This is a genomic window from Parvibaculum sedimenti, from assembly GCF_009184905.1.
Lineage (GTDB): Bacteria > Pseudomonadota > Alphaproteobacteria > Parvibaculales > Parvibaculaceae > Parvibaculum > Parvibaculum sedimenti.
In genome coordinates this window covers 243,312-254,027 of the sequence record NZ_WESC01000005.1, presented here as the reverse complement: position 1 = coordinate 254,027, position 10,716 = coordinate 243,312, and the positions used below count along the sequence as shown (strand labels likewise).

The window sequence follows — 10,716 nt, the reverse complement described above, 5'->3', positions numbered from 1 at the left end:
GATCTGCTCTTCCGTAAAACGCTGCCTCTTCATCGTCCGTCTCCCTTCCATAGGGCCGGACTCTAAATCCTTCTGGACGAAAATCTCAGTGGCACGTCAAGGTCAGCAAGGTCTGCGATATCTTCACCCAGATTAACAGCCGCGGCATTCAGCTGGACATCTTTGACCTGCTCAATGCGCTGTTGAAGCCGAAAGATATTCAACTGAAGCTGATGTGGCGCGGCGCCTCGCAGCGCCTCGCTTTCGTTGAGACAGAAAAGATGAATGTCTATGTGTTGCAGGTTATGTCGATCCTGCAGCAGAGCTACTGCTCGCCGAACTATCTCTATTACCTTCTGCCGGGAGAGCCAAAGACCATCCGCGAAGCGGATGGGAGCAAGAGTCAGGTCGTATTGGTCAAGGACGGCGAGGCATTCAGGAAACTATGGGAAGACGCTGTACAGAACATGGAAGAGGCCATAGGTCAGCTCCGGCAGGTCCAGACCTACGGCGTCACAGCCTCCCGCTTTCTTCCCTACGTATCCATGCTGCCTGCCTTCGCAGCAATCCGCGCGCTTGTGAAAGCGTTGCCGGCCGAAAGACGCCTCGGCGCTCAGCGCAAGCTGCGCAAATGGTATTGGGCAAGCGTCTTCACTAGCCGGTATTCCGGCTCTGTCGAGTCGACCAGCGCGCGAGACTTCCTCGATCTCAAGGCATGGTTCGATGATGACGAAGCGATTCCCGGTGCGGTATCCGAGTTCGAACGCCGCTTTCGCGACATCGACTTCGCCAACGAGACCAAGAGCGGAACCTCTATTTACAATGGAATATTCAACCTTCTCGCCATCAAGGGCGCGAAAGACTGGATCAACGGAGAAATCCCCTCCGCAGAAAAGCTCGACGATCATCATATCGTTCCCGCTTCCTGGGGTCGGGAACATCTTGGCGGTTCCCGCATCAACACCATTCTCAACAGGGCGCCACTGATTGCGGAGACCAACCGACACGTCATCGGTGATCGTCTGCCGAACCAGTACCTTCCCGAGCTAATGACAGACAACGGTCGGGAGCACGTCCTTGCCATTCTGGAATCGCACCTGATTTCCGCACATGCCGTCGACATCCTCATTCGACCCAATTTTGGACCAGGCGATTTTGATGACTTTATCGCCGAACGGCGCTCCACCATCCTTTCGGCCATCGAGGATCTACTCATCAAAGAACGCCTCGACCTTCCCCTGAATCTCAGGGATCTCGATGCACGCATCGAGAAGATCGAACTCGCGCTAAGAAAGTGCATCGACGAGGAGCTGGCTGGGGATGCTTCGGCGATCCCGCACTACGTCGCCGATAAGGTCGAAGAGCGCATTCAGAAGGCCGCTCGACGCCAGGCGTCTTCTGGCGACGACGACTTCTCGCGCCTTTCGAGAAAGCTCGAATATTTCGACCTGAGAGAGCTACAGGACCTCATCCAGGCCAAAACGCTATGGCCGCTGTTCAACGAAAGCTTTGGCTCCAAAGAGGGTATGGCCATCAAATTCGGACAGCTGGCCGAACTGCGCAACGGCATCCGTCACAGCCGCAGCGTTAGCCAGATCGCGCTCAAAGAGGGCGAGGCGGCAGCGCTCTGGTTCGAAGGCTGCCTCAAGACCAGATTGGCAACCCCAGTCTAGAGATCAGCCGCTGGGGAGGCGTTACCCCTGTTCCAATAGTGCCACAGTGACGGCGGGGACCGCTTGAATACCCGCCAATCACTCTGGCGGCGGGCAAGATACAGCCGTTTTGAGGCACTTTCCCCTCCAAACGCGGTCTATAAGATAATGAGCACTCCCCCATCCGAATCGACGTCATTCGTCCGAGTCCCAGATCAGTCCATAAGCTATGAACACAGTCGAAATCGAAGAAGCCGTCTCAGCGCTCGCCGAACAGCCGTTCGACGCCGAGAAATTCCCATATGCCTTCCTGGAGGCCTTCGGGAACAAGGAAGCGACGATCAAGCGCCTGTGCAAGGGCGAGACCAACAAGTCAGATCTCGGCGGCGTCCTTCAGACGAACAATATCCACATTGCGATCGCCGCCGCCGGCGAGGTCGGGAAGATCCTCGCCGCGCTCAAGGCCAGTCCGGCGACGGGCAGGTTCAAGGCCAAGTTCATTCTGGCGACGGATGGGGATACCTTCGAGGCCGAGGATCTTGCAAGCGGCGACACGGTCGCCTGCGCGTTCAAAGATTTTCCGGATCATTTCGGTTTCTTTCTGCCGCTCGCCGGCATCTCGACCGTCAGACAGATCAGCGAAAACGCCTTCGACATTCGCGCCACGAGCCGCCTTAACCGGCTCTACGTCGAACTTCTGAAGGACAATCCGGACTGGGGCACGGCCGAGCGCCGGCCGGACATGAACCATTTCATGGCGCGGCTGATCTTCTGCTTCTTCGCCGAAGACACGGACATCTTCAACGGCACCAGCCTATTTACGGCCACGATCGAACAGATGAGCGCGCGGGACTCATCAAACACCCATGAGGTGATCGGCGAGATCTTCCGCGCCATGAACACGAAGATCGACGACCGGAAGGCCGGGAATTTCCGGCCGTGGGCTGATGCCTTCCCCTATGTGAACGGTGGATTGTTCTCCGGCAGTCTTGATGTACCGCGCTTCAGCCGAATTGCGCGCTCCTACCTGCTCCACATCGGCAGCCTGGATTGGACCAAGATCAACCCGGATATCTTCGGCTCCATGATCCAGGCAGTTGCCGACGACGAAGAGCGCGGTGCACTCGGCATGCACTACACCTCCGTGCCGAACATCCTGAAGGTGCTGAACCCGCTTTTTCTCGATGATCTGCGCGCGCAACTCGACGCCGCGGGCGACAACCCACGTATGTTGCTCAATCTACGCAAGCGTATGTCAAAGATCAGAGTGTTCGACCCGGCCTGCGGCAGCGGAAATTTCCTTGTCATCTCCTATAAGGAGATGCGTGCGATCGAGGCTGAGATCAACAGACGTCGTAGCGAGGATGGACGCAAGAGTGATATTCCGCTCACAAATTTTCGGGGCATAGAACTTCGCGACTTCCCCGCGGAGATCGCTCGCCTTGCTCTCATCATCGCGGAATATCAATGCGATGTGCTCTATCGCGGGCAGAAGCTAGCACTAGCCGAGTTTCTTCCCCTCGATGCCGAGAACTGGATTACATGCGGCAACGCGCTCCGTCTTGATTGGCTTAGCATCTGTCCGCCCACCGGAAAGGGTGTAAAATATCATTCAGACGATTTACTTCATACGCCGCTCGACCAAACGCAGATCGACTTCGAGAACGAAGGCGGCGAGACATATATTTGTGGAAATCCCCCCTTTACTGGGGCACGCGAGCAGTCGAAATCGCAAAAGGAAGATTTGCATCAGGCAATGCTCAACTTTCCCGGCGTTAATAGCTTGGATTATGTGTGCGGGTGGATTTGGAAGGCCGTTCAGTACGGGAAGGATGTGAATTCTTTCGCGGCCTTTGTCGCGACAAACTCTCTTTGCCAAGGGCAATCAATACCGCTTTTTTGGGGAGTTGTTGTCGATCAGGCCGAGCTCTTTTTCGCTCATCGAACATTCAAATGGCAAAACAACGCCACACACAATGCGGCCGTACATTGCGTCATCGTCGGACTCACACGATCCGCAGGTGCTCGAAAGTTCATCTATGACGCGGATACAGCGACTCAAGTGGCTAACATATCTCCGTACCTAACGAACAATAAAAACGTGATTGTACAAAAATTGCCGTCGTCTATCGACGGCAGGCCGGAACTTGTCTCCGGCAATCAGGCAATCGAGGGCGGAAATCTCATTTTACACAAATCCGAAATGGAGCACCTTCTGACGGCACATCCCGAGTGCAGGCAGTTCATTCGTCCAATGTACGGCGCGGAAGACTTCGTTCGCGGAACGCCGCGATATTGCATTTGGGTGCGAAAAGACCAGTTGCAGATCGCTTCGAAAATTCCTGAGTTCAAAAAGCGCTTCGATCGTGTTCAAGAATATCGACGCGATGCCGGTGAAGTCGCGATGAGTCTCATACACATTCCTTACAGATTTAGGTACGTGCACGAAGCAAAGAGATCGATGCTTGTCGTTCCCCGAACAACGACTGAGCGACGAGAATACCTTCCAATTGGGGTACTGCTGCCTCCGGCTATCGTTACGGACGCCATTCAAGTCATCTACGACCCCGAAAATTATATTCTGAGTATTCTTTCATCAAAGCTGCACATGAGTTGGGTCAAAGCGGTCGCAGGACGACTAAAGTCCGACCCTAGATATTCAAATACTCTCGTTTACAACACATTTCCTATTCCAGTGCTCACCGATAAGAACAGGGCTGACCTTACGCACTGTGCGGAGCAAATCTTATTGGCGCGAGAAACGCACTTTCCGGCCACCATTGCTGATCTCTATGATCCCGATGACATGCCAGCCGATTTACGCGAGGCGCACGAGCATAACGACGAGATTCTGGAGCGCATCTATATCGGCCGGCGCTTTAGGAACGATACCGAACGGCTGGAAAAGTTATTTGAGCTCTACACTAAGATGACGGGCGGACAGGGCTCTGCCGTAAAGAAGAGGAAGGGAAGAGGCGCGTGACCGAAAAGAAGATATCCGTACCCTCTGTCTCCGTTTCCTATGCTCGCAATGGCTCATCAACCAAGTCCAATGCCTTGGGCATGCGTCCCATGCAGGAGCGCGCCTATGAGAAGCGCGGCGAACAATATCTGCTCATCAAGTCGCCGCCGGCCTCCGGCAAGAGCCGCGCGCTGATGTTCATCGCGCTCGACAAGCTGCAAAATCAAGGCATCAAGCAAGCGATCATCGTGGTTCCGGAAAAGTCGATCGGCGCGAGTTTCAACGACGAGCCGCTGAGCAAATATGGCTTCTGGACGGACTGGCATGTCGAACCGAAATGGAATCTCTGCAACGCGCCAGGCTCCGACAACGGAGGTAAGGTCAAATCAGTCGAGGCCTTTCTGCGGAGCGACGACGAGGTTCTAGTCTGCACCCACGCTACCTTCCGGTTCGCCGTCGACCAGTTCGGCGTGGAGGCTTTCGACGACCGTCTGATCGCGGTTGACGAGTTTCACCATGTCTCCGCCAATCCGGATAACAAGCTTGGTCTACATCTCGGTCAATTCATTGCGCGCGACCGCGTGCATATCGTGGCTATGACCGGCTCATATTTTCGGGGTGATGCAGAGGCCGTTCTGGCGCCGCATGACGAAGCGAAGTTCGATACCGTTACCTACACCTACTACGAACAGCTCAACGGCTATGAATATCTGAAGCAGCTCGACATCGGCTATTTCTTCTATTCGGGCTCTTACGCTGACAGTATCCTGAATGTGCTCGATCCCGACGAGAAAACCATCGTTCACATTCCCAACGTCAATTCGCGCGAGAGCACGAAGGACAAGATCAAGGAAGTCGAGCACATCATAAGCGCGCTTGGGGAATGGCAGGGATCGGACCCCGCGACCGGATTTCAGCTAGTTAAGACGCCGGAAGGTCGCGTTCTGCGGATTGCCGATCTGGTCGACGACGATCCCGCCAAACGGGATCGAGTCTCGCTCGCCTTGAAAGACCCCGCACAGAAGAACAACCGCGACTATGTGGACATCATCATCGCGCTCGGCATGGCGAAGGAAGGGTTCGACTGGATTTGGTGCGAGCACGCGCTGACTGTCGGATACCGGTCAAGCCTGACCGAGATCGTGCAGATTATCGGCCGCGCAACGCGCGATGCGCCGGGGAAGACGCGCGCGCGCTTCACGAACCTCATCGCGGAGCCGGATGCCTCGGAACAGGCCGTCGCGGAGGCCGTCAACGATACGCTGAAAGCCATTGCGGCGAGCCTTCTCATGGAGCAGGTACTCGCGCCTCGCTTCGAGTTCAAACCTAAGAATCCCGACAACGGACCGGCGCTGGGCTATAACTATGGCGAAGGCGGCTACGATCCGAACCAGTGCAATGTCGGCTTCAATGAGGCGACCGGACACTTCCAGATCGAGATCAAGGGGTTGGTCGAACCCAAAAGCAAGGAAGCAACCCGCATCTGTCAGGAAGACCTGAACGAGGTGATTGCCACCTTCGTCCAGGACAAGACAGCCATTGAACGAGGCCTATTCGACGAAGAACTCGTTCCGGAGGAACTGACGCAGCTCCGGATGGGCAAGATCATCAAGGAGAAATATCCTGATCTTGATGACGAGGACCAGGAAGCCGTGCGACAGCACGCCATTGCCGCTCTCAACCTGACCCAGAAAGCCAAGCAGCTTCTGCTGGGTGACGATGGAAGCACTGATACAGGTGGTGGCAGAGGCGTCGATAATGAACCGGGCGTCAACACGGCGTTGATCGACGGTGTGCGCAAGTTTGCGTTAGACATGCGCGAACTGGACATCGATCTGATCGACCGCATAAACCCCTTTGGCGAAGCCTATGCAATCCTCGCAAAGACCATGAGCGAGGACAGCCTGAAGCAAGTCGCGGCGGCAATTGCCGCCAAGCGAACCAAACTGACGCCGGAGGAAGCCAAGGACCTTGCCATCCGCGCCGTCAAGTTCAAGAAAGAACGGGGCCGCCTCCCCTCCATAAGCTCGACGGATGCCTGGGAAAAGCGGATGGCCGAAGGAGCGGCCGCCTTTGTGCGCTTTAAAGATGAGGGACGCTATGAGTGATCTCGACCTCGACGAGCTGCGCGAGGAATTGGACGAGTTTGCTCAGCCAGAGAAGAAAGGCGGACGCTCGCCGCGGGAGGAGCGCATCATCGCGGGCTTTGAAGATATCCAGCGTTTTGTCGAGGAACATGGGCGAATTCCTCAGCATGGCGAGGATCGAGACATTTTCGAACGGCTCTATGCGGTGCGTCTCGACCGAATACGCGCGCTGGAGGAATGCCGATCAATTCTCGCGCCATTAGATCATCAGGGACTTCTGACGGGGACCGAAAGTTCCGTGACCTCCACAGCTGAGGAAATGGGCGACGACGAGCTTCTTGCGGAGCTAGAGGGGGCGGGAGTCGCTGGCGATCTAACTGAGCTTCGTCATGTCCGGAGAAGTGTAGAGAAGCGCGCCGCTGAAGAAGTCGCCAACCGCGACAGATGCGAGGACTTTGACCGCTTCAAGCCGCTATTTGCGCAGCTGCAGAAAGAACTCGAGACCGGCGTTCGTGAAACAAGGCCGTTCGAGCTCAAGGCAGAGATTAGGCCGGGAAGCTGGTTCATTGTTGGTGGTCAGAAGGCCTATGTTTCCGACATGGGCGAGGTGTTTACGAACGACCAAGGCCGGTCGGATGCTCGGTTGCGCGTGATCTTCGACAACGGAACCGAAAGCAACATGCTGATGCGCTCGCTCCAGCGAGCACTCAATAAGGATGAAGCCGGGCGACGGATTACTGACCCTGTTGCGGGTCCACTCTTTTCTGGCGAGCGTGGCGAAGACGATCAGGCCAGCGGAACGATCTATGTCTTGCGCAGCAAGTCCGATCACCCGCTCGTCGCTCAGAATCGCGATCTCGTTCACAAAATCGGCGTCACCAATATGAGCGTCGAGCAGCGCATAGCCGGCGCGCGCCTGCAGCCGACCTTTCTCATGGCCGACGTCGAAGTGATCGCAACCTATGAGCTCTTCAATATCAACCGGATCAAGCTGGAAAATATCATCCATCGCATTTTCGACCCCGCGCGCCTCGACATCGAGATCAAAGACCGTTTTGGCAATCCGGTGGTCCCACGAGAGTGGTTTCTTGTGCCGCTCTTCGTCATCGACGAGGCCGTAAAACGAATTAAGGACGGGACGATCGGCAATTACATCTACGACCCGAAGGCCGCATCGTTGAAACGAGAGGAGAGTTAGTCCGTCCGATTCCGAGTTTAGGTAGTTTGATGCAGCCTCCCGGGAGCGAAAGAGAGATGAGTAAAGTCGAACTCGAGTGTCCGAATTGTTATTCAGTGGTCGCCATAGATCAAACCCATCAGGCATGCGGTTGCGGTTATAAGTTTCAAATCAGCGATCAAACGATTTTTTTGGACAAAGATGAGCGTATCGCTCAGGAACTCGCTCTGTATCACTCGACAGGCGATGGGTCGACACTGACAGAGGCCGTCCTGGCAAGGGTCGCTAGCTCAATTCTTGTGACCACAGAGTCGGCTTTTCCAGATCTTAGGATTGTCAAGCGCATCGATATCGTTGGCGCCGAGTGTGTTTCTGGGATCGGCCTACTTGGAATTCTTTCAGCTGGTGTTAACGACCTCATTGGCGGGCGCGCCGAAGGCATACAGGGCGAACTAAGACTAATGCGACAATCGTGTCTGACCGATCTGAAACGGGAGGCGGCTCTAAGGGGCGCCAATGCCATAGTCGGCACACAATTTAGCTACAGCCAATTGAATGGGAAGAACACGGCGATGTTGATGCTAGCGGTTAGCGGAACAGCTGTTGTTATCGAATGAACTACAGCGCTTCTGGGCTATTTGATGGGCTAATTGTTGCACTGCCAATTGAGATAATCGGCGGCACTTTCTAAATCACACAAGTCGTTACGCCGGTATGATGGGTTTGTGTGGATCGTGAGGACCGGGGACAAGTCCGGCGGGCACAACCCCGGACGCTCCCAAAACATGCTTTTGCTGGTCGTCGAAAAATATGTGAGCTCCCAGAGCGCGCAATATCGGTGCCTTCTCATTTCTGCCAACGAAATGTGCCTCGTCAGCCGGCGTCCCCCAAGCTCGCAACGTATAGACCACCCTCGCGTGTGCTGGAGCATTGCGCGCGGTGACGATCGCGATACGAACTCTGCTTGTGCCGTCTCCTCGCGCGACTTGAGCGCGAAGATTGGCCAGCTTATGCAAGAAATTTCCAAAGGGTCCCCGGTTTAGGGGGACCTGGGCGTTCTTTGTCTCATGCTCAAAGAAGGCTTCCAAACCTTGCTCCGCAAAGATGCGGTCCGATTCTGCATCGAAAACAACGGCGTCTCCGTCCAACGCAAAGCGCACCTCATCTTCTGGTATCTGCAATCGCTCCTCGGGGGGAGACCCTAGCTTTGCGGCCGCTGTTCCTGCACGAGCCGCCGTCTGAACGTCACCCTCATCGTTTGAAAGGAATAGATCAATATTCCATGCACCGACGAAGGGGGCCACAGGACGTCCGCTTGTGAAGCTGCCGCGTTCGATACGCAGTCCGTATTCTTTGACCGAGTTGAACGCGCGAAGCGATAGATCGGGAGAATTGCGAGAAAGCAGAATCACTTCCACCAAGCTCGTGCTACCGGACGGATTCAACGCAAGCAACCGCTCAACGACGTCAAATGCCGTACCTTTGGCGAGGAGAGCATTCTCTCGCTCACGCTGAAGCTTCGAGTACGCTTCCACACCTTGCTCTTCAAAAACTCGGTGCTCTTCCTCTAGGTCGAATAACGCTCGAGTGGAAATCCCGATCGTCAGAGGGCGAGGCCTTTCGAGTAAGTTGGTCTGAGCGCCGTCAAGCATCTGTTCGGTCATTGGACATCGTCCGGATGAGGGTCTAGCGACCCTCTCGGGTCAAAATCGCCGGTGATTCATGCGGACCTGAAACTACAAGCAAGATTCGGTTCACAGCCATCACTGTCCGACTTGTAGAGATTGCTAGCAGATAACCCCGCTCTTGGCTTGTGAGCCATCCGAGTGGTACATTTTCACCCGAACCCGTACCGAAGGAACTCTCCAAGCCTTTGATTTATAGGGGTGTTGAGAAAGGTGGTAGCGGAGGAGGGACTCGAACCCCCGACACGCGGATTATGATTCCGCTGCTCTAGCCAGCTGAGCTACTCCGCCCCAAGGATCGGCCCTTGCGGGGCCGGCGGGGCAAGGGCCCGTGGGGCCCGCCTCGAAAGAGACCCGGATATAAGGGGCCAGCGGAAAGCCTGTCAAGCCAGCCGCCAGCCGCATTGCAAAAACATTGGCAAAAAGGCCGGTTTCAGCCGCAGCAGCAGGCGCCTTCGCCCGTCGTCGCGCAGGTCTTCTCACCTTCGGCCGGCTTCCTGAAGCGCAGCATGGTGAAAAGGCCCATTGGCTGCAGCAACCGCGTCTCGATGAGATCGAGCTTGGTCATATGTGTGATGGTCTCAATGCGGAAATCGGGGTGCCAGCCTAGAGCGCGGGCCGCCGGTGTCATCCAACGCTCAACCATGCCGCGAAGCCCGTGATCCTGGGCGAAATGATTGACGATGACGACCTCGCCGCCCGGCTTGCAGACGCGCTCGAGCTCCGCCAGCACCTTCACAGGGTCGGGCACGACCGTCATCACATACATGGCCACGACCGTATCGAAGGATTCGTCGTCGAAGCGCAGTTCCGACGCATCCATCTCGTAAAGGGCTTCAATGTTCTTCAGCTTGCGCTGACGAACGCGGTTGCGGGCCTTGCGCAGCATGTCGGGCGAGAGGTCGATGCCCGTGATGGTGAGATGCGGAGCATAGTTCGGCAGAGCAGCGCCGGTGCCGACGCCCACCTCGAGTAGCTTGCCTTCACGTTGATTGATGGAATCGATGGCGCGCTTGCGTCCGAAATCGGCGACGGCGCCAAATGACCAATCGTAAACCGGCGCCCAGCGCGCATAGGCTTTCAGGACCGACTGTTCGTCGATGCGGGCAATGCCGTTCAACTTGTAATCCCCACCTTCTGTTCGTAACCCCTAATTTGGGGTCGCAAAGCTCTG

General features: G+C 55.9%; 7 protein-coding genes and 1 tRNA gene. 5 read left to right on the top strand and 3 right to left on the bottom strand.

Annotated elements, in window-relative coordinates; genetic code table 11:
- Positions 1–182: 182 nt before the first annotated feature.
- From F2P47_RS07495 to F2P47_RS07475, 5 genes are all read left to right on the top strand, one after another.
- The gene (locus tag F2P47_RS07495; protein WP_152215720.1) at positions 183–1,652 is read left to right on the top strand and encodes a hypothetical protein; all 1,470 of its coding nucleotides are present in this window, start codon (positions 183–185) and stop codon (positions 1,650–1,652) included.
- A gap of 208 nt (positions 1,653–1,860) precedes the next feature.
- Positions 1,861–4,614 (top strand): class I SAM-dependent DNA methyltransferase, encoded by a 2,754-nt coding sequence (locus F2P47_RS07490; protein WP_152215719.1) that lies wholly within the window; start codon positions 1,861–1,863, stop codon positions 4,612–4,614.
- 80 nt (positions 4,615–4,694) lie between these two features.
- A complete protein-coding gene (locus F2P47_RS07485) occupies positions 4,695–6,701 on the top strand; it encodes a DEAD/DEAH box helicase (RefSeq protein ID WP_425500032.1) in 2,007 nt (668 codons plus the stop codon).
- The gene (locus F2P47_RS07480) at positions 6,694–7,878 is read left to right on the top strand and encodes a GIY-YIG nuclease family protein (RefSeq protein WP_152215717.1); all 1,185 of its coding nucleotides are present in this window, start codon (positions 6,694–6,696) and stop codon (positions 7,876–7,878) included. Before F2P47_RS07485 ends, F2P47_RS07480 begins: the two co-directional genes overlap by 8 nt.
- A gap of 56 nt (positions 7,879–7,934) precedes the next feature.
- On the top strand, positions 7,935–8,474 hold the full coding sequence (locus F2P47_RS07475) for a YbjQ family protein (protein ID WP_185681001.1): 540 nt from the start codon (positions 7,935–7,937) through the stop codon (positions 8,472–8,474).
- Positions 8,475–8,561: 87 nt separating this feature from the next.
- On the opposite strand, the gene F2P47_RS07470 is transcribed toward F2P47_RS07475, so the two are convergent.
- From F2P47_RS07470 to F2P47_RS07460, 3 genes are all read right to left on the bottom strand, one after another.
- Positions 8,562–9,521 carry a 5'-nucleotidase gene (locus tag F2P47_RS07470; RefSeq protein WP_246176785.1) on the bottom strand — a complete coding sequence of 320 codons (960 nt, stop codon included), beginning with the start codon at positions 9,519–9,521 and terminating at the stop codon, positions 8,562–8,564.
- A 235-nt stretch (positions 9,522–9,756) separates the two neighbouring features.
- Positions 9,757–9,833 (bottom strand) — tRNA-Met (locus tag F2P47_RS07465).
- A gap of 142 nt (positions 9,834–9,975) precedes the next feature.
- Positions 9,976–10,662, bottom strand: coding sequence for a class I SAM-dependent methyltransferase (locus tag F2P47_RS07460; protein WP_152215715.1), 687 nt, complete (start codon positions 10,660–10,662; stop codon positions 9,976–9,978).
- Positions 10,663–10,716: the final 54 nt, after the last annotated feature.